The organism is Vibrio sp. 10N.247.311.14 (assembly GCF_041467715.1).
GTDB lineage: Bacteria > Pseudomonadota > Gammaproteobacteria > Enterobacterales > Vibrionaceae > Vibrio > Vibrio crassostreae_C.
The window spans coordinates 25,144-42,586 of record NZ_JBFSVE010000048.1 but is presented as its reverse complement, the minus strand read 5'-3'; the positions used below and the strand labels follow the sequence as shown (position 1 = coordinate 42,586).

The 17,443-nt window shown below is 44.0% G+C and carries 19 protein-coding genes, 1 pseudogene and 1 riboswitch; of the genes and pseudogenes, 11 read left to right on the top strand and 9 right to left on the bottom strand.

Features of this window, described 5'->3' with window-relative positions:
• Positions 1 to 350: 350 nt before the first annotated feature.
• Entirely contained in the window at positions 351 to 875 is a 525-nt protein-coding gene (locus AB6F11_RS16680; RefSeq protein ID WP_065584102.1) for a DUF3087 family protein, read from the bottom strand.
• Positions 876 to 1,131: 256 nt separating this feature from the next.
• Between AB6F11_RS16680 and trmY the strand changes: the two genes are divergently transcribed.
• Positions 1,132 to 1,731: a tRNA (pseudouridine(54)-N(1))-methyltransferase TrmY gene (trmY, locus tag AB6F11_RS16675; protein WP_102393465.1), complete on the top strand. Its 600-nt coding sequence runs from the start codon at positions 1,132 to 1,134 to the stop codon at positions 1,729 to 1,731.
• A 102-nt stretch (positions 1,732 to 1,833) separates the two neighbouring features.
• Here trmY and AB6F11_RS16670 read toward each other — a convergent pair whose 3' ends face one another.
• Positions 1,834 to 2,934 carry a permease gene (locus AB6F11_RS16670; RefSeq protein WP_102393464.1) on the bottom strand — a complete coding sequence of 367 codons (1,101 nt, stop codon included), beginning with the start codon at positions 2,932 to 2,934 and terminating at the stop codon, positions 1,834 to 1,836.
• 233 nt (positions 2,935 to 3,167) lie between these two features.
• Here AB6F11_RS16670 and AB6F11_RS16665 point away from each other — a divergent pair, with 233 nt between their 5' ends.
• Together AB6F11_RS16665 and sigZ are read left to right on the top strand one after the other, a co-directional pair.
• A complete protein-coding gene (locus AB6F11_RS16665; RefSeq protein ID WP_104216080.1) occupies positions 3,168 to 3,464 on the top strand; it encodes a helix-turn-helix transcriptional regulator in 297 nt (98 codons plus the stop codon).
• Positions 3,448 to 4,032, top strand: coding sequence for an RNA polymerase sigma factor SigZ (sigZ, locus tag AB6F11_RS16660; RefSeq protein ID WP_017061700.1), 585 nt, complete (start codon positions 3,448 to 3,450; stop codon positions 4,030 to 4,032). Before AB6F11_RS16665 ends, sigZ begins: the two co-directional genes overlap by 17 nt.
• A gap of 120 nt (positions 4,033 to 4,152) precedes the next feature.
• On the opposite strand, the gene AB6F11_RS16655 is transcribed toward sigZ, so the two are convergent.
• Positions 4,153 to 4,767, bottom strand: a complete 615-nt coding sequence (locus AB6F11_RS16655) for a YitT family protein (protein WP_017065874.1) — start codon at positions 4,765 to 4,767, stop codon at positions 4,153 to 4,155.
• Positions 4,768 to 5,227: 460 nt separating this feature from the next.
• Positions 5,228 to 5,377, bottom strand: coding sequence for a hypothetical protein (locus tag AB6F11_RS16650; RefSeq protein ID WP_017061698.1), 150 nt, complete (start codon positions 5,375 to 5,377; stop codon positions 5,228 to 5,230).
• A gap of 29 nt (positions 5,378 to 5,406) precedes the next feature.
• Here AB6F11_RS16650 and AB6F11_RS16645 point away from each other — a divergent pair, with 29 nt between their 5' ends.
• From AB6F11_RS16645 to AB6F11_RS16635, 3 genes are all read left to right on the top strand, one after another.
• Positions 5,407 to 6,618 carry an MFS transporter gene (locus AB6F11_RS16645; RefSeq protein WP_017061697.1) on the top strand — a complete coding sequence of 404 codons (1,212 nt, stop codon included), beginning with the start codon at positions 5,407 to 5,409 and terminating at the stop codon, positions 6,616 to 6,618.
• A 221-nt stretch (positions 6,619 to 6,839) separates the two neighbouring features.
• Entirely contained in the window at positions 6,840 to 7,565 is a 726-nt protein-coding gene (locus tag AB6F11_RS16640) for a sulfite exporter TauE/SafE family protein (RefSeq protein WP_170962367.1), read from the top strand.
• 78 nt (positions 7,566 to 7,643) lie between these two features.
• Positions 7,644 to 8,006 carry an MmcQ/YjbR family DNA-binding protein gene (locus tag AB6F11_RS16635; protein WP_017061695.1) on the top strand — a complete coding sequence of 121 codons (363 nt, stop codon included), beginning with the start codon at positions 7,644 to 7,646 and terminating at the stop codon, positions 8,004 to 8,006.
• Between the two features lie 53 nt (positions 8,007 to 8,059).
• On the opposite strand, the gene AB6F11_RS16630 is transcribed toward AB6F11_RS16635, so the two are convergent.
• Positions 8,060 to 8,806, bottom strand: a complete 747-nt coding sequence (locus tag AB6F11_RS16630; RefSeq protein ID WP_102393463.1) for a phosphatase PAP2 family protein — start codon at positions 8,804 to 8,806, stop codon at positions 8,060 to 8,062.
• Between the two features lie 386 nt (positions 8,807 to 9,192).
• A riboswitch (FMN riboswitch) is annotated at positions 9,193 to 9,343 on the top strand.
• 348 nt (positions 9,344 to 9,691) lie between these two features.
• Between AB6F11_RS16630 and ribB the strand changes: the two genes are divergently transcribed.
• Both ribB and AB6F11_RS16620 read left to right on the top strand, forming a co-directional pair.
• The gene (gene ribB, locus AB6F11_RS16625) at positions 9,692 to 10,348 is read left to right on the top strand and encodes a 3,4-dihydroxy-2-butanone-4-phosphate synthase (protein WP_017054827.1); all 657 of its coding nucleotides are present in this window, start codon (positions 9,692 to 9,694) and stop codon (positions 10,346 to 10,348) included.
• Between the two features lie 384 nt (positions 10,349 to 10,732).
• On the top strand, positions 10,733 to 11,581 hold the full coding sequence (locus AB6F11_RS16620) for a hypothetical protein (protein WP_017064918.1): 849 nt from the start codon (positions 10,733 to 10,735) through the stop codon (positions 11,579 to 11,581).
• 131 nt (positions 11,582 to 11,712) lie between these two features.
• On the opposite strand, the gene AB6F11_RS16615 is transcribed toward AB6F11_RS16620, so the two are convergent.
• Positions 11,713 to 12,609, bottom strand: coding sequence for a LysR family transcriptional regulator (locus AB6F11_RS16615; RefSeq protein WP_102393461.1), 897 nt, complete (start codon positions 12,607 to 12,609; stop codon positions 11,713 to 11,715).
• 154 nt (positions 12,610 to 12,763) lie between these two features.
• On the opposite strand from AB6F11_RS16615, the gene AB6F11_RS16610 reads away from it, so the two are divergent.
• Positions 12,764 to 13,402 carry an NAD(P)-dependent oxidoreductase gene (locus AB6F11_RS16610; RefSeq protein WP_102393460.1) on the top strand — a complete coding sequence of 213 codons (639 nt, stop codon included), beginning with the start codon at positions 12,764 to 12,766 and terminating at the stop codon, positions 13,400 to 13,402.
• 77 nt (positions 13,403 to 13,479) lie between these two features.
• On the opposite strand, the gene AB6F11_RS16605 is transcribed toward AB6F11_RS16610, so the two are convergent.
• Both AB6F11_RS16605 and AB6F11_RS16600 read right to left on the bottom strand, forming a co-directional pair.
• Positions 13,480 to 14,133 (bottom strand): cupin domain-containing protein, encoded by a 654-nt coding sequence (locus AB6F11_RS16605; protein WP_102393459.1) that lies wholly within the window; start codon positions 14,131 to 14,133, stop codon positions 13,480 to 13,482.
• A gap of 132 nt (positions 14,134 to 14,265) precedes the next feature.
• Positions 14,266 to 15,033: pseudogene (locus tag AB6F11_RS16600) on the bottom strand (SDR family NAD(P)-dependent oxidoreductase).
• 105 nt (positions 15,034 to 15,138) lie between these two features.
• Between AB6F11_RS16600 and AB6F11_RS16595 the strand changes: the two are divergent.
• Positions 15,139 to 15,477: a helix-turn-helix domain-containing protein gene (locus tag AB6F11_RS16595; RefSeq protein WP_017076885.1), complete on the top strand. Its 339-nt coding sequence runs from the start codon at positions 15,139 to 15,141 to the stop codon at positions 15,475 to 15,477.
• Positions 15,478 to 15,540: 63 nt separating this feature from the next.
• On the opposite strand, the gene AB6F11_RS16590 is transcribed toward AB6F11_RS16595, so the two are convergent.
• Positions 15,541 to 16,446, bottom strand: a complete 906-nt coding sequence (locus AB6F11_RS16590; RefSeq protein WP_102393458.1) for a LysR family transcriptional regulator — start codon at positions 16,444 to 16,446, stop codon at positions 15,541 to 15,543.
• A 226-nt stretch (positions 16,447 to 16,672) separates the two neighbouring features.
• Here AB6F11_RS16590 and AB6F11_RS16585 point away from each other — a divergent pair, with 226 nt between their 5' ends.
• Positions 16,673 to 17,392, top strand: coding sequence for an SDR family oxidoreductase (locus AB6F11_RS16585; RefSeq protein ID WP_008216572.1), 720 nt, complete (start codon positions 16,673 to 16,675; stop codon positions 17,390 to 17,392).
• The last annotated feature ends 51 nt before the right edge of the window (positions 17,393 to 17,443 follow it).

Below are 17,443 nucleotides of genomic sequence, written 5' to 3'. Positions count from 1 at the left end.
ATATTCATCAACGAGTGCCCACACAGATTGATAGGTTTAAATTGTTAAAGAGCTTTGCTTGTCGAAACTTTCTTTTTACAAAGAAACCCTTGAAAGCGGACGTGAATTCTAGCGATTTAATCTTAAGTGTCAAACACTTTTTAAAATTAATTTCTTTCGAACTTTCCGTCTTACTGATTACCGCTGAAGCCTTATGGCATCTGCCGTGTCAGTGAGGCGGCATTATAGAGATCATCGAAAACATGGCAACCCCTTTTTTGATAAAAATTCAAAAAACTTGCTTAAGTGGCTACTTTTACGTCAAAAGGCTCTTTCGTAGCTCAAAGCTCATACAATAATGGGTGTATTACTTAAAACTTTGCGATTAGATCTTTCGAAAAAGCCTCTATATCTAGCTCAATGCTCCATTTCTCACTCACTTCTAGGATGTTATCTAGCGATTGCTGAACTGTTTTTATCGTCAATGTGTTGTTGTCTAGGTCGTATACCTGTTTTTGCGTGGTGTAATAGAAATAAAGGATGGTCAGCGCGTCTCGGTCGCCTTGCTCAGCTTTGGGTTGAATACGCTTGAGCTTACGATAGATTTGATTATGGATTTGTTTAAGGTTCCATACATAAAGCGCTTCTTTGAAGTAATCATGCCCTTTCACACGGCTCGCGATAAATGCATTCAATGCGACTGATAAGATCACACCTAATACGTTCAAGTGGAAATTACCTGTCGATTCGCCTGCGATTGATTGCCCTGAACCGAATAGCTCGATCAGTATGGTTCCGAATACAATGGCGAACACTGCGAGTGACCCAACCAACGAAACCAACAGCAGGTTCATCTTCTTTCTATATTCTTCTTTATTGATCTTCTGTAACTTCATCGACTACTTCCTTATGTAAGTCACCTAATAATTTGCGCATACTATCTACGTAAACATTGGGTCGCTTCAACCCTTACCATCTTGTAATGTGGTCATTCTCTATTTAATACGCAGAGTTCTTCTGGTTGGCGCTATACGCAACTCTATTTGACTTCATTAATAGAAAAGAGTTACATACCGCCACAATTTTGGTTATTCATCAATTCATGTTGATAAAGCCCGTTTCGCTTTATCACATACTGACAAGGTACATTCCATGCGTTCATTTGTATTACGCGCTCGCGCAGCCCCTACAGAGAGCAAACTTATCTTAGAAGGTGTTGGGCAAGATGCTCATACTGAGATTCTGGCTCATACTCTGATGAACACGATCTTCGTTGCTCAATCTCACCGTGAGAATGTCACCGTGCACCTTGTATTAGAAAGTACTAAAGACTTTTCACGTACGATTACATTCGATTCAAACGAGATCACCAATATTGGTGGCTTCCATGAGTCAGCATTGTTGTCTGCGGTAGTAAGAGCGGTTGACGCTTCTCAAGGTATGACAAAAGAACAGACGCGTCAGGTTGAATCGGGTATCACTGTTCGTACTATGAGTTTTGAAAAGCTAGTTAAAGAGCTAGCTGAAGACCACCAGCTCTACATGATGGATAAGAAAGGCGACTTTATCCGTGATGCAGAGATTGCTGAAAACCCATGTTTCCTTCTGACTGACCACATCCCTATGCCGAAGAAAAGCTACAACAGCTTAAAACGTCTAGGAACAGAGAAAATCAGTTTGGGTCCAAATATGCTGTTCGCTTCTCAGTGCGTCGTGTTGATCAACAATGAGCTAGATATTCGCGGTTTCTAGCCTCCGGACTGATAAGCTAAACAAAAAAGAGCTCAACTATGTGAGCTCTTTTTTATTATCTATCTCTTTGTATCAATGGTGTTATCTCATAATCAAGCCTGATTAACCAAAGATGAAGCTGTATAGGAAGCCTGCACCCATCGCCATGCTTAGGATAACGAATAGGAATGCTGCAATCATTTGGTTCTTGAAGATTGATTTAAGCAGGATAACTTCCGTCAAACTTGCACCTGCACTACCAATGATCAATGCCATAACTGAACCCAGCGCCATGCCTTTCTGTACTAGAGCTGCACTTAGTGGGATTACCGCTTCAGCACGAATATACAGTGGAATACCAATCACGGCTGCTACTGGAATCGCATACCACATACCTTCACCAGCGTACTGTGCAATAAGGTCTGTAGGAATGAAGCCGTAGATGAATGAACCAATCGCGATACCCATCATTAGGTAAGGGAAAACTTGTTTAAAATCTTTCCAAGTTGAGAACCAAATTCTCATCCAACGGCTAGGTTCTTTCTTCTCTACGATTTCAGCTGTTGCGCTTCCATCCGCTGAACAGCATGAAACCGTTACTTGTGGCTCTTCTTTTTTAGAATCGCAGCAAGATGTCTCTTTCGCCATTACGGGTGCGGGTTCGCCACATGCACTTGTACCACATGAAGATTCTGCTTTAACCGGTGCTGCTTTCTTAGGAGCAGAGTCACCACAGCTAGTGCCACAGCTTGAAGCTGAACCTGTTGATTCATACGCTTCAGGTTTTACGTAACGCTCAAAGCCAAGCTTCTCAAGTGCGTAACCAGCCACTACAGACACCGTCATTGCTACAAGGAAGTAGAACACAGCAACTTGCCAGCCGAAGGTAATCACAAACAAACCAATGATCACTGGGTTCAATAGTGGACTACCAAATAGGAACACCATCATTGGACCAAAACCCGCTCGTGCACGCAGTAAACCTTTTAGGAAAGGAATCGTCGAACATGAACAGAAAGGTGTAATCGCACCTAGTAGTGCGGCAATCACATAACCCTTACCGTTGCGTGAGCTCAAGATAGATTGAATCTTCTCAGGCGTAAGGAACTCTTGCAGAATCCCAACAATGTAGCTAATTGCCAAGAAAAGGATGATTAGCTCTACTGCTAAGAAAGCAAACATATCAAGCGCGTCTTTTAGCATTGTTAACATTTCATTGCTCATAATTAACTCCAAACTGGATTGAAGGTCGGGCTCTATGAGAAAAGTAACCAACCCTTAATTTCGAATATTCTCGAATTATAGAAATAAACAGCTCCAGAACAAGCATTATTTCGATAAAAATCGAAATGATTTTCGAAAACACAGTTTTTCAATAACTTACACAGACACCGTTTTTAAATTTGAATTCGACATACATTTCGACTAACATCGAAATTAAATCTTGAGGAGTTAATATGAACTTAGAAGTCGTTGCGAAAGCACTTAAAGAGTTGGGGCACCCTATTCGCCTAACCATTTATAAGAGTGTCGTTAAAGCTGGCTACCAAGGCATTGCAGTTGGCGGCCTACAAGAAGAGCTAGGCATTCCCGGTTCTACCTTGTCTCACCACATATCAAGCTTGGCGTCTGCGGGCCTAATCAGCCAAAGACGAGAAGGAAGAACTCTATTCTGCGTGGCGAAGTATGAGTGCCTAGAAGGTGTGATTGATTTCTTACAAGACGAATGTTGCGTAAATGAACAGTGCAACTAATGCACCTTTGAAGCTCGAACAAGTCTGGGCCGAGTATCAGCAAGCATTAAAGTCATTCCTGCATTCAAAGGTCAACAACTCTGCGGATGTAGACGACTTGCTCCAAGATATCTTGATTAAGACCTATCAGAACTTAGATAAGGTACAAGATGCTAGCAGTGTTAAGGCTTGGCTGTTCCAGTTAGCCAACAACACCATTATCGACTTCTACCGTAAGCATGCACGCCAACAACGTGATAGCCAAATTGATGCTGAAGATCTGTGGTTTACCGATTTAGACCACGACTCTGAATTTAAGCAGAAACTTTCATTGTGTATTGAACCTTTTATTCAGGCATTGCCAGAACAAAGTTCATCGCTACTGCTTGCGGTCGACATCAAAGGCCAAAGCCAAAAAGAGATCGCAGAAGCGCAGAACGTCAGCTATTCAACGGTTAAATCCCGCGTGCAAAAAAGCCGTGCTGATCTTAAGAACCTGTTTGAAGAGTGTTGTAACTTGTCCCTTGATCAACAAGGCAATGTGATTGATTGCGAGCTTAAGCCGAACGCCAGCTGCGGCAAGTGTTAATCGTTACATCGAATCCGTTATTTCAATAGAACAAAGCCAGCAATTAATGCTGGCTTTGTTGTTTTCATAATCTGCAAATCACTCTTTACTTAAGCAAATCTAGAGCTTGAGCGAACCGAACTATGCTGCTTCCGCTTTTACCACAGGTTGATAGCGCCCCGGTTTATGATTCATTGCTAGAATCAAGTTGGTGACTATCGCACCAAGCACAGACAGAAGAACCAATGACACATCAACAATGAACAGAGAAAGCACAACAATCGTGCAGTCTAATGCCATCTGAACCTTACCTGCTCGAATTCCAAAACGTTCTTGTAAGAACAACGCCAGAATGTTGAAGCCACCTAAGCTCATCTTGTGACGGAAAATCACCAGCATGCCGGTACCAATCAAGCCACCACCAAGTAAAGCTGCATACAATGCATGAATTTCGGCAATTTGAATCACGTGATACAAGTGATCCACGGCGAACGAAACAATCGAAACCGCGATAAACGTATTGATTGTGAAGCGCCAGCCCATACGAGCAACCGACAAAATATAGAAAGGTAAGTTAAGTGCGAAGAATACTTGGCCAAAGCTCAAATCTGTTACTTTGGTAATGAAGATCGCTAGACCAGCCGTGCCCCCGGTGAGCAAACCGACTTGGTTGAAAAAGATAACGCCGAGTGAAACCAATGCGCTACCTAAGATCAGTGCCAGTAAGTTTTCGCGAAGATTATGATCTTTATCCATGTGAATGACTCTCCCTGAATCTTTTAACATCGCGTTTCAGTAGTCTTGAAACGATTTATGCCCAAATTTACGATGTTTGACAGATAAGTCGAGTGAACGAGCAATGTTGCTTAGTGATTAGTTTGTATATTAGTTTTTACAGCTTTGTGAAACTTTAAATTAAACAGCTAGTTATAAGCCTTAATTTAGACTTTCATTCTTAATTAGATACTTGTTTCTATTAACTAACGAGCTTCAAGTTTTCTTATTTATTGAGCGCGTTTTATACCAATTCCAATCAAGCGACAATCTATGCATAAAACGCATAGACTACATCACAAATGGTCATTTGATACATACCCGACTCATCACTATGATGCGCGACTTCTTACAACATTGAGCGCATGTCAACACCGTATGTTTTCACAATCTCTTTTTGCCCAACTTGCCAGAATGACGTTATTCCTCGTCATTAGTTTGGTTATTGTGCATCACAGTCAGCCATTGATTGATCTCTTGGCTCAGCATGCCGTAAGCAGTGGTTGCCACCAGCAGTCAGGGCATGATCATTCTGGGCACGAACATCACCATGAGATGACTGACCAACACATGTCAGCGCAAGACCACTCACATCACCACCATTAATTTAAGAGTATTAGAATGAGCATTTTCCGTTTTCCTTTACTGGTATGGCTAGGGATAGGCACACTTATTATCAGTCTAGGGATCAGACAATCATTCGGCATTTTCATGATGCCAATTTCAGAGCATTTCGGCACGGGTCGAGAGTTTTTCAGCTTCTCTATTGCTCTACAAAACTTATTGTTCGGTGTGTTCCAACCTTTTGTTGGTATGGCCGCTGACAAATGGGGAGCAAGACGCATCATTATTGCTGGCGCATGTGCTTACGGTTTGGGTTTACTTCTTACCTCAATTTCTACCGAATCGAGCATGCTTTACGTTTCGTTAGGCGCACTGGTTGGTCTTGGCTTGAGTGCGACAAGTTACGTGATCGTGCTTGGCGCAGTAGCGAAAGTTGTACCAGCAGAGCACGCGGCTAAGGCGTTTGGCTTAACCACGGCTGCAGGTTCATTTGGTATGTTCGCGGTAATTCCGGGCGCACAATACATGCTGAATGAATTTGACTGGCAGAGTGCGATGCAAGTGTTTGGCGTACTGTGTTGTTTGATGATCTCTTTTGCGCTGTTCATGCGAGCGCCTAAAGCAGCCTCAAACAAACAAGCGCAAGCTGAAGAGAACCAAACACTCAAAGAAGCGTTGTCTGAAGCGTTTGCTCACAAAGGTTACTGGTTGATTCACGCGGGCTTCTTCGTGTGCGGTTTCCACGTAATGTTTATCGCAACGCACTTACCGAGCTATTTAGCAGATAAAGACCTACCCGCGAGCAGCGCTGCGATGGCACTGGCTTACGTTGGCATCTTCAACATCTTTGGGTCTTACTTCTGGGGTGTAATGGGCGACAAGTTCAGCAAACGCCACGTTATGTCTGCACTGTACTTAGTGCGTACTGTGGTTATCGGTGCGTTTGTGACTCTGCCTGTGACTGAATCAACCGCGGCTATCTTCGGTGCGGCCATTGGATTCTGTTGGTTGGGTACAGTTCCGCTAACGTCTGGTTTAGTTCGTCAGATCTTCGGTGCCCGTTACCTATCAACGTTGTACGGCTTGGTATTCTTTACTCACCAAGTGGGTAGCTTCTTAGGCGCTTGGGTGGGTGGTCGTATTTACGATTACTACGGTTCTTACGAGCCAATCTGGTGGTCAACGGTGGTGCTGGCATTTGCAGCAGCACTTATCCATTTACCAATCAATGACAAGCCCATTGAGCGACTGAAATTGGCAATGGCTTAACGTTTTATGCTGACTCCCCCACTAGCGTAAACAAGTCGTTCCAATAAAGCGAGTGAGTATTGAAAGGAAGCATCCTGAGATACTCACTCGCTTTTTTGTTGGTCGTTATAGTAGAAATTATAACTAGCGAAACTGGCATAAAGCTCACTGAATAATAAGACTATTATTTTAGTTTTCATTTATAGTATCCACCCGCTCCTTTAAAACTAATCCGCAGGCTTATGGAATACATAGATCAGACTGTCCTTATCGCAATGACACTCATTTTTGTCGGCTCGTTTGTGCAAACCGCAATCGGCTTTGGTTTGGCCATTGTTGCAGCCCCACTGCTGTTTTTGGTCTCTCCAGATTATGTGCCTGCGCCTATCTGTTTGATCGGTCTGTTTATCTCGTTATTCAACGCTTTTAAACATAGAGCAAATATCTCTATTGGCGGATTAAAAATCGCATTGCTGGGCCGTATTCCTGGGTCACTGGCAGGTGGTGCTTTGTTGGTGATGGTTTCAACGAGCGTGTTATCACTATGGTTGGGCTTATTGGTAGTATTTGCCGTGATTGTTAGCCTACTGCCCTTTAGACTCGAACCAACCCCAACTAAGATGGGTATTGCAGGGTTCTTCTCTGGGTTCTTTGGCACCAGTTCTGGTATTGGTGGTCCACCGATGGCACTGCTACTCCAACACCAAGATGCCAATCAGCTTCGTGGTAACCTTTCTGCGTTTTTCGTGTTTAGTTCGATCATTTCGTTGGTTGTACAGATCCCAATTGGCTTCTTCACGCTACACCACTTGATCATCACTATACCTTTGCTGCCTGCTGCTTGGTTGGGTTACAAAGTGGCGTTAATGACGACACAAAGCATCCCTAAAGAGAAGATACGCATTGGTTCATTACTGCTATGTTCTCTCAGTGGCTTTACGGCAATCTGGCAGGGTTTAGCTGGCTAGTTATTGGCGATAAAGACAAGAAGAAGAAAGACATCTTAGAAAACCAACACAAACACCCAGTAGATAAAAGGACGCTCTATGACTTACGACGAATTCAACGCATTCTGCGAGTCACTGCCTGCAACCAGTTATGTGATGCAGTGGAATAACTCGCACGTTTGGAAAGTGGGTGGCAAGGTGTTTGCGATTGGTGGTTGGGGACCGAAAGATGAGCCTGCGTTTATCTTCAAGGCGTCCGATCAGAATTTCGACTTTCTCAAAGAAGAGCCGGGCTATAAACCCGCACCCTACTTTGCTTCACGCGGTATGAAATGGATTCAGCTGTTTGAAAGCACGCCACAAAGGGATGAGGAGCTGAGATACTATCTCATTGAGTCACACCGAATTGTGTCCTTAGGTCTAACCAAAAAGAAGCAAGCAGAGCTAGGGCTCAATCAGTAGCGTTTATTACGTACTGCTAATCTGAGCCCTTCTTTTGCAGTGAGGACGGATCCCTAAGAAGTCTGTTTCAAAAATGCAGGTAAATAGCGTTCTATTTTTTGCTCTGAGATAAGCGGCACCAATAAATAGATCAAACCCGCAAAGGCAATAGATCCGGCTAAGTCTTCTGGTCGATGCATGCCAAGCCAAACACGGCTATAGGCGACACCACCAGTCCAAACCAGTAAACCGCCGACTAGATAAAAGCGTTTCGCCTCTAGGAGAAGACCACCAAAGAACGCCAAACACACACCGACGAAAATCATATGTCCAGATGGGAAAGAGTAGTCAGTTTCACCCAACCAGTGACGCGTTCGCCACTCGCTCACCTTATCTTCTACTGACTCAATGGCCACGTTCTTTTCTTCTAGTGGCAGTTCATAAAACAGCTCCGGCATATCAACCACTTCTTGGGTAACTAAGTACTCAGTATATGGGCGTGGACTCTCCGTTTTTGATTTAAGGAATGTCTTTGCTGCAAAGCTTAACACCAATAAAATACCAAGCTGCAAACAAAGGCTCACTAGCTTTGCTTTTGAGAACTTTAATGTCAGCACCAACAAAGAGAGAATCGCGAGTGTGATTAGGAACCCTTGATTACCCGCTGAATAAGTCACGAATGTCATCACAGCACCATAGAAAGGCAAAACAGCACTTCCAAGGTCGAAGTCAGATCCAAAGATCAAAAAGGGTATGAGGGAATACAAACTTAGAACGAGCAGTAATAAGCCTTTGGATTTGTTAGAGAACAGAGAAGTCATGGCTAAGATCTTTTAGATAAAGTGGTCGGATGCTATCGCAGCTTAGCATCGTCAATATCAATTTTATGTCAAAACGGTCAGTCAGCCGTCATGGTGTAACAATATTCGATTAATGGACCTCTTGAGTATTGATTCGGTGAACAGCCACGCCAGCACCAATAATGTTCAACATCCATTTATGTTCATAGAGATAGCAAAAACCACTGAAACCAGACGAGACAAAGGCATCATCCCATTAACAGACTACCGGACGCGTTCTGCTGATAAAGTGAACACTTACCGGATTATAAGGCCAGAATCTTAAAAACTTTGCTGTCAGTCCTTTAAATCCACTATTGAAAGGATTACCATCTGGTCTGCTTTCAAAAGCAAAACAGATTATTAATTTTTATTCTCAGGGCGGGGCGAAATTCCCCACCGGCGGTATGTCCTTAGCAAAATCTAAAGATAAGCCCGCGAGCGCTCGATTCGTCGAGGTCAGCAGATCTGGTGAGATGCCAGAGCCGACGGTTATAGTCCGGATGAGAGAGAATGAAAACACACTCGTTTAAGTTGGAAAGGCGCACTTATCTATTGGGTTGATGCCTCCAACTCAGACGGGTGCATTTCGTTTTGGATAAAACCATAATGAGCTAATACCAATCACAGTAAATAAATGATCAGAGATAGCGCAGGAAAAACGCTTGAGAACAAGGCAAAATTTTTCGATAAGTAGTTATTCTACAGTCAAAAATTTTAACGCCGTTATCAAGAGTTTTAACCAGCTAGAATGACCAGTTGTTTACTACGATTGGTACAGATCGACTTGTAATGAGTTGGCTTTGTCGTGCTCGGTTGAGATCCCTCATACAGCCCTGATTCTGGTGATATTTTAGGAGTTTAACCATGAATCAGTCTTCACTACTTGCCGAATTTGGCGAACCAATCACTCGCGTTGAAAACGCACTGCAAGCTCTACGCGAAGGTCGTGGCGTACTTCTACTTGACGATGAAGATCGTGAGAACGAAGGCGACATCATCTACTCAGTAGAACACCTGACGAATGCTCAAATGGCGCTTATGATCCGCGAATGCAGCGGCATTGTGTGTCTGTGTCTAACTGACGAGCAAGCGAACCAACTTGAACTTCCACCTATGGTTGTTGATAACAACAGCGCAAACCAAACTGCGTTTACCGTCACTATCGAAGCGAAAGTTGGTGTAACAACAGGTGTTTCTGCCGCTGACCGTGTAACAACGATCAAGACAGCTGCAAATCCAACAGCTAAGCCTACTGACCTTGCTCGCCCTGGCCACGTATTCCCATTGCGTGCTCGTAAAGGTGGTGTACTTGCTCGTCGCGGCCACACAGAAGGTACAGTAGATCTTATGCAAATGGCTGGTCTTCAATCTGCCGGTGTACTTTGTGAAGTAACCAATCCGGATGGTACGATGGCAAAAGCGCCAGAGATCGTTGCTTTCGGCAAACTACACAACATGCCAGTACTGACCATTGAAGACATGGTGATGTACCGCACTGAGTTCGACCTTAAGCTTGCATAACGTTTAGCCCTCAATGCTAAACACTTAGTCGTTAAGTCAACTACACTGCGAAGTGAACATTGAAAGGCCTCACTCTTACTGCTTTTAGAGTTAAAGCATATAGGGTGAGGCCTTTTTAATTTCCGTAGCTTGAAACGAGCCTGAAATGGATCGCCAAAGTGTCTCTACTTACCGAAACCTCCCCAACCTATCGTTAGAAAAGCGTAACCTCTCAAAAAATCCTGCAAAATATGAGAAACATTCACTCGAATGGTGAAGTCATGCACCATGATTGATCATCCATAATTTGAGAAAAATCATAAATCAATGAAATATAACACTTATTTATTTTGGCATGGTGTCTGCACTACCACTAAGTAGGTATACAAATATTAGGAGTTGAATATGTTTGTAGTTATTTCAGTGGGTTTATCCCTATTAGTACTTGCAGCCCTGTTTCATTTCTCAAGGAAGAGACAAACAGCGCTATCACACAGGTTTGAAACCTTAGTTCTGCTTAGAGAGTTATTGTTGTTATCACGCAAACACCGCGCGGCAACGCATTACGCTCTGGCGTATAAATTGTCTAGCGACTCGATTCGTAAAGTGAACGAGATTTACGACAACATACTTGAGGTATCTGAGCTGCTTCAATCCCATGTGTCGTTTGACAGCCGCCCTATGTATCGCATCTATCACCTCAAGCTCATCGCTATGCACAGCGACTGGCAAAACCGTAGCTTGGTGCGTAACCAATCGATTCATGGCAAAACAATTCGCCATAGCATGTTCTTGATGGATGAAGTAATGATCATCTGGCTAATTCAGTCTGAGCGTGAAGACATGAGCCGTGAGTACCACATGAATTGGCAACAGATCTTAGATTGCATGGAGATCCTGACCAAATTACGAATGTGTATCCCTGATATGGAGAAGCCTGAGGAGTACGCGAGATTCAAATTCTACGCCTCTCAGACACACAGAAAACTCAACCAGTTATCGATTATCTGCCCTCTTAGTAGTGGGTCACCGGTTTGTACGCGAGCGATGCATGCACTCTCAGAGATCGCATCAAGTAACGAAGCGACCCAACCGGCAGATAGCATGTACGAATTAACCAGTGATATCTCTAGCGTCGTGTCGCAAGTTTACGACCAAGTATTATCCGACATTACGAGAAGCTTGTATCAGCCTTTACCAGACGTAAACGAAAAGGTAATAAATACCCGATTATCCGTACATCATTACATGTAAAGACTTCGTGAGAGGAGAGCGTGCTGGAACTCTGAATTATTGAGTTCAAATCCGATATCACCATTGATATCGGATTTTTGTATTTATGAGCTTTTAAAATTCTATCGCTATGTATCATTGCCTATGAAGTTTCAAACATCGCCAGATTTGATATCGCTAGACCAAGCTTCTGCGGCAAAATCAATGAACTGACGAACAACCGGCAGCTGATAACTACGAGACAAATACACCGCCCACAGCACACTACTCGGTGAAACAAACTCATCCAATATTCGTATCAATTTGCCATTCGCAATCAGTGGGTTGGCTAAGTCACAAGGTAAACGAACTACCCCTTTCCCGTGCTGTGCGGCACGAGTTAGCACTCCAACATCATTAGCCTTGATAGTGCCAGACACCTCAACCGAATAGTGTTGATTGTCCTTAACAAAATCCCACTTAGAAACATTCAAGTGACGAAAACAATTGTGTTTTCGAAGCGCCTCGACCGTTTCAGGTTCACCATGTTTGTCCAAGTAGGCTTGCGAGGCACACACCACTGAATCAATAACCATTAGCTTTCGTGCAATCAAGCTATCGTCAGGTTGATCGGTATAACGAAGTGCAATATCGATCCTCTCATCCACCAGCTGAGTAAAGCGGTCTGAGGCAAACAGTTCGACCGTGATATTAGGGTGGCGCTCGGTGAACTGCTCGACCACATCCAACAACATATGCTGAGTTAACCCGATGGGGGCTGCAATTCGAATGGTTCCAGAAAGATCATCGGTTTGATTGAGTGACGTAATTTCTAACTCAGCGGTCTCATGGAGGATTTTCTCACAGCGCTGCAGAGCGATTTCCCCTGCCGCCGTCAAGCTCACCTTTCGAGTCGTCCTATGTAATAGCCTCTGCTTCAGCCACCCTTCTATCTCTTGAACATGACGTGAAACCTGCAACCGACTCATGCCCAAATGCTCAGCTGCTTGGGTGAAGCTGGCACAATTTGCGACTTCAACAAAGCTACGCATCGCCGTCAATCTATCCATCACACTTTCCCTTATCCACTGAACCAAGCCTATTAGTTAACCATATAGATACAATCTACATCATTTTACGATATTTATTGCAATCTAGTGAGCTATTAGACTGCAATGGCTGTCGAGAAACAGACTCAATAAATTAGATAATTGGAGAAACATTATGAAAATTGCAGTATTAGGCGCATCAGGTTGGATTGGTAGTCACATCGCTCAAGAAGCTCAAGCTCGCGGACACGAAGTCGTTGCTGTTGTAAGAGATGCAAGCCGTGTAGAAATCAGTGATGTTGAGGTTCGTTCATTTGATTTACAAGATGAAACAGACAGTCTAACGGATGCTTTCTCAGGCGTTGATGCGGTTATTGCTTCGATTGGCGGACGTGCTCTAGGCAATCACGACATCGTAAAAAGTACAGCAACTAAGCTGCTTGATACACTGCCAAGCATCGGTATCGATCGCCTACTTTGGGTTGGCGGAGCTGGCTCATTAGAAGTAGCGCCAAACGTACCGCTAGTGACTGTTCCTGACTTCCCTGCGGATTACAAAAATGAAGCGCTAGCACAGGGCGAAGCTCTTGAAGTGTTCAAGCAATCTAATAGCGAAGTTAACTGGACGTTCGTTAGCCCTGCCGCAGAAATATTCCCGGGCGAGAAACTATCGACCTACCGCACTGGTGGCGATCAACTGCTCACCGACGAAGATGGTAACAGCAAAATTTCAGTCAGCGATTACGCTATTGCGATGATTGATGAACTCGAAGCTGGCAAATTCCCACGCCAACGTATTGGTGTTGCGTACTAGTCAGATCATATATAAAAACTAAAAAAAGCCGCTTGTTCAAAACAATGCGGCTTTCTCATCTTTTACTGAGCATTCCTTTAATCCAATGGCAGATGCCCTGTTTTCACTAGGATAACCGTCTCTTCTTCCACATAAGGAAAATGCTCACTCATGTGTGGGCTGCGCATCCATGTGTGTTTTGGATACTCACCATGTTCGTCTTTAAAGGTGCCAGAAAGTACAAATATCTCTTCACCGCCAAAGTGGTGATGCGGCTGAAAACGTTCGCCAACCGGCCACTTCACTAACGCGACATGCTCGTGTTCGAACTCATGCAGTGGCATCACTTGTAAGCCGCCAATACCCTGAAGCCATTCTGTTTCCAAAGTATTAATACGAACTTGAGTTAAGTCTCTCGCGTCAAACTGGTTGAGCTTAACCAAGATCGTACAGCCATTTTTGCTGGATGGGGAATGCGCGCTGCCCGGCGGATTACGGATATAAGTGCCCGCTGGGAAATCTCCGGTTTCATCAGAGAACACACCCTCTAATACGAAGATCTCTTCACCTTGCGGATGTGGGTGCTCAGAAAACGAAGAGTCAGGATCGTATTTCACCACGCTAGTCGTGTGACCTGATTCTTTCTCTTCTCTTTCTAGGGGCTTACGCCACACTCCTTTGGCAGGGCTTGCAACCCAATCTTGTTTATCGGTTTCGATAACCAATCTCTTTGAAAAGTCCATGTTGAGCATAATGACGACCTTACTCTAAATATTGTTTTAATTATGATTGTCTTTCTAGCTTCTATTCTACGCGAATACTCATCAAGGAGGCCATCTCGCTGCTATTTTGCCTGCGCGACAGCCACCTAAAAAGAATCCTGATTAATTGCGGCCAGCGATCACGCCACCATCAAACATCCCAGATTGCACCCGTTACCCAATCGGCACTGTCAGACAATAGGAAAGAGATGCTGTTTGCGATGTCTTCCGCAAACCTACTCGACCAATCGGATGGAATGCGTTGAAGCCTTCTAGCGCTTGGTCCACTTCTTCAGGTTTAATGAAAGATTCGTAGATTGGCGTTTTAACAACAGCAGGAGAAACCGCATTCACTCGAATGTTGTGGTCCGCAAGCTCCATCGCCATGTGCTGTGTTAATGCGTGCAAGCCAGCTTTTGCCATTGAGTACGCAGAAGATGGCGTCGCTTTGATTGCTTGCTTACCCCACATAGAACCAACGTTAACCACACTGCCACCGCCATTCTTGATCATCAATTTGCTTATAGCTTGAGTGATGAAGAAGGTTGCTTTATTAAGCTGCATGTACTGCTCGTAATCAGATTCTTGGTGCTCGATAAACGCTTTAGGGTTGAAGTAACCCGCAGCATTCACAAGATAACCAATACCTTCATCTAACGACTCTAGATGCGTTATAAGACGAGACACACTTGCATCATCATAAAGGTTAGCTTGCCAACCTGAAGCGTGACCTAACGATTGCAATTCTGCCACTGCTTTATCTAACTTAGTTGGGTTATTGCCGACAACCAACACATGGATATTTTGAGCGACTAATTGCTTCGCTGTTTCAAAGCCCATACCGCTTGTGCCACCGATTACTACTGCAATACCATTTTTAGTGAAGTTCATTTTGTTATCTCCTAAGTCATGTGAACGTGGTAATCTTAGGCTTTGAACTAACACTATGAATAGTAAGTACAAATCGGTTAGGTAGGTACTTATTGGTACATCTTTATGAAAAATCAGGAAAACTTTTTTTCAAGAAAATCGGCACCAGAGCGCTCGGCTCGCATGGTAGAAACCATCTACGGCTGTAAATGGTCGCTAACGGTTTACCAATTACTGGCAAATGGCATTAAGCGCCCTGGTGAAATGGTGCGCTCGGTCGAAGGGTTATCGACCAAGGTATTGAATGAATGCTTGAAGCGAAATGTGGAGTTTGGGATTTTAGATAAGCAGATGTTCAACGAACTGCCACCAAGAGTTGAATACCAAGTGACGCCGTTCGGCGAGAAGTTCTTGTTGATTCTAGACCAGCTGGAAAACCTACAAAACGAAATCGACGAGATGTAAGTTTGAGCCAGTCCAACTATTGCCAAAAACAGCAGACAGAAAAAGGAAGGCAACAAGCAGCACTTAGCTCACTGGCATTTGCTCAAAGCGACCTTTTACAAAATCAATGAAGGTTCGAATTCGACTTGGTTGATAGCGGTCTCGATGGTAGATCGCTGAAAAGTCCACTTTAGGTACTATCCACTCATCAAACACTTGCAGCAGTTGCCCGTCGTTGAGTTCTTGTAAGCAATAGATAGTTGGAACACGAATAATTCCGTTGCCCGATTTCGCGCCCTGTACTAACACTCGCCCATTCTTACATTGCAGCCTACCCGTGACATGAACATCGACTGTTTTCTTGGTGTCATCCAAAGCTTGAAAGCTCCACTTACGCACAGACCCCGTTAAGCAGTCATGGTGAATGAGATCTTTAGGATGGCTTGGCTTCCCTTTGCGAGTGAAATACTCAGGGCTCGCGAGTGTTCCCATTTCAATATCCAATAGCTTTCTTGCGATAAAGCCCGCGTCTTCTAAGCTCCCCATACGAAAAGCGATATCAAAGGCGTCTTCAATCAAATCGACTCGGTTACTACTGAAATCAAGGCTGATGCTGATGTCTGGGTAGAGCTGCATAAACTCATTGACCAAATCCGCGATGATCACTTCACCCAAATAACCGCCAACACAGTTTACTTTTATGTCGCCACGTACTTCTTCGACATCATCCACAGCAGCAATCAGAGCTTGGTCTATATTATCTAAGGCTTGTTCACATCTCGCGTACAGATCTTGCCCAGCGTGAGTCAGCCTTAAGGTTCGAGTAGTGCGGATAAACAGAGTCACTCCCATTTGCTTTTCTAGGCTACTCACTTGGCGTGATACGTGAGAGCGTGACACATCCAGCTCCTCCGCCGCTTTGGTGAAGTTACCTAAACGAGCGATAAGCACGAAAGAACGAATATCAGACAGGTTAATTTGATTGAGCATGGCCGCCAGCTTACTTGTGAAATTTAAAAAGCATGAAGTAATAAAATGAACGCACTTATTGTTGCACCACAGCAACAGTGTTTCAAGTAAAGCGCTATATATCAACAATGCTATTTTCCTTAATATACCTCCATCGCAACGAAGCAAGGCAACAAGCACTTGATTCGAATGCACTTAAACAATACGTCGTAGCCAACCGACGCAATAAAAGTACAGAGGAAATAAAATGAAAAAACTAATCGTAATTACAGGTGCAAGCTCTGGTATTGGTGAAGCAATCGCTCGTCGTCTAAGCGATGAAGGTCACCCTCTGCTACTTTTAGCTCGTCGTATTGACCGCCTTGAAGCGCTGAATCTACCAAACTCACTGTCAGTGAAAGTAGACGTAACAGACAAAGCATCATTTGATGCAGCAATCGCACAAGGTGAAGAGAAATTTGGTCCTGTCGATGCACTTATCAACAACGCTGGCGCAATGCTTCTTGGTCAAATCGATACTCAAGACGCACAAGAGTGGAAGACAATGTTCGATGTGAACGTAATTGGTCTTCTAAACGGCATGCAATCTGTACTTGCTCCTATGATGGAACGCAACACAGGTACTATCATCAACATCAGCTCAATTGCGGGTAAGAAAACATTCCCAAGCCACGCTGCTTACTGTGGTACTAAGTTCGCGGTACACGCTATCTCTGAGAACGTTCGAGAAGAAGTAGCAGCTTCAAATGTTCGTGTTACTACTATCGCACCGGGTGCTGTTGAGACTGAGCTTCTGTCTCACACTACATCTCAAGAGATCAAAGACGGTTACGATTCTTGGAAAGAAGACATGGGCGGCGTATTGGCAGCTGACGATATCGCTCGCGCTGTATCATTCGCTTACCAACAACCACAGAACGTATGTATCCGTGAGATCGCTCTAGCACCAACTAAGCAACAGCCATAGGCTTTACGCAATAACAAACATCACGTCATAATTGACATTGAATAAAGAAGG

Coding starts and splice junctions, on each gene's coding strand:
- AB6F11_RS16680 (WP_065584102.1), bottom strand. CDS start 875: ATGAAGTTACAGAAGATCAATAAAGAAGAATATAGAAAGAAGATGAAC.
- AB6F11_RS16630 (WP_102393463.1), bottom strand. CDS start 8,806: ATGACTTCTCTGTTCTCTAACAAATCCAAAGGCTTATTACTGCTCGTT.
- AB6F11_RS16640 (WP_170962367.1), top strand. CDS start 6,840: ATGGAATACATAGATCAGACTGTCCTTATCGCAATGACACTCATTTTT.
- AB6F11_RS16670 (WP_102393464.1), bottom strand. CDS start 2,934: ATGAGCAATGAAATGTTAACAATGCTAAAAGACGCGCTTGATATGTTT.
- AB6F11_RS16595 (WP_017076885.1), top strand. CDS start 15,139: ATGAAAAATCAGGAAAACTTTTTTTCAAGAAAATCGGCACCAGAGCGC.
- AB6F11_RS16610 (WP_102393460.1), top strand. CDS start 12,764: ATGAAAATTGCAGTATTAGGCGCATCAGGTTGGATTGGTAGTCACATC.
- AB6F11_RS16585 (WP_008216572.1), top strand. CDS start 16,673: ATGAAAAAACTAATCGTAATTACAGGTGCAAGCTCTGGTATTGGTGAA.
- sigZ (WP_017061700.1), top strand. CDS start 3,448: ATGAACAGTGCAACTAATGCACCTTTGAAGCTCGAACAAGTCTGGGCC.
- AB6F11_RS16620 (WP_017064918.1), top strand. CDS start 10,733: ATGTTTGTAGTTATTTCAGTGGGTTTATCCCTATTAGTACTTGCAGCC.
- AB6F11_RS16665 (WP_104216080.1), top strand. CDS start 3,168: ATGAACTTAGAAGTCGTTGCGAAAGCACTTAAAGAGTTGGGGCACCCT.
- trmY (WP_102393465.1), top strand. CDS start 1,132: ATGCGTTCATTTGTATTACGCGCTCGCGCAGCCCCTACAGAGAGCAAA.
- ribB (WP_017054827.1), top strand. CDS start 9,692: ATGAATCAGTCTTCACTACTTGCCGAATTTGGCGAACCAATCACTCGC.
- AB6F11_RS16590 (WP_102393458.1), bottom strand. CDS start 16,446: ATGCTCAATCAAATTAACCTGTCTGATATTCGTTCTTTCGTGCTTATC.
- AB6F11_RS16605 (WP_102393459.1), bottom strand. CDS start 14,133: ATGCTCAACATGGACTTTTCAAAGAGATTGGTTATCGAAACCGATAAA.
- AB6F11_RS16615 (WP_102393461.1), bottom strand. CDS start 12,609: ATGGATAGATTGACGGCGATGCGTAGCTTTGTTGAAGTCGCAAATTGT.
- AB6F11_RS16635 (WP_017061695.1), top strand. CDS start 7,644: ATGACTTACGACGAATTCAACGCATTCTGCGAGTCACTGCCTGCAACC.
- AB6F11_RS16655 (WP_017065874.1), bottom strand. CDS start 4,767: ATGGATAAAGATCATAATCTTCGCGAAAACTTACTGGCACTGATCTTA.
- AB6F11_RS16645 (WP_017061697.1), top strand. CDS start 5,407: ATGAGCATTTTCCGTTTTCCTTTACTGGTATGGCTAGGGATAGGCACA.